General features: G+C 48.6%; 1 pseudogene. It reads right to left on the reverse strand.

Going from position 1 to position 243, the window contains the following annotated elements:
• Nucleotides 1–243, reverse strand: a pseudogene (locus RYX56_RS24705) (D-glycerate dehydrogenase); the annotation flags it as partial.

The raw sequence follows: 243 nt of genomic DNA on the forward strand, positions 1-243 counted from the left end.
CATGACCAGCCAAAAGAAACGGACTCCAGCTTTTCCATCTATCCTCCTTCACAAACTGGGCAGCTTCCACGATTCTTCGTGCCGTGGCCATCAACAGGGCAAAGGTTAAATCGGCAGTTGAATCTGTTAATACATCCGGTGTGTTGCAAACGGCAATTCCTTCTCTACTTGCCGCTTGTATGTCAACATTGTCATAACCCACTGCCATATTTGCAACAACCTCCAATTGCTGCCCGGCGGACA

Source organism: Alkalihalophilus lindianensis (assembly GCF_032843265.1).
GTDB classification, from domain to species: domain Bacteria; phylum Bacillota; class Bacilli; order Bacillales; family Bacillaceae_D; genus Alkalihalophilus; species Alkalihalophilus lindianensis.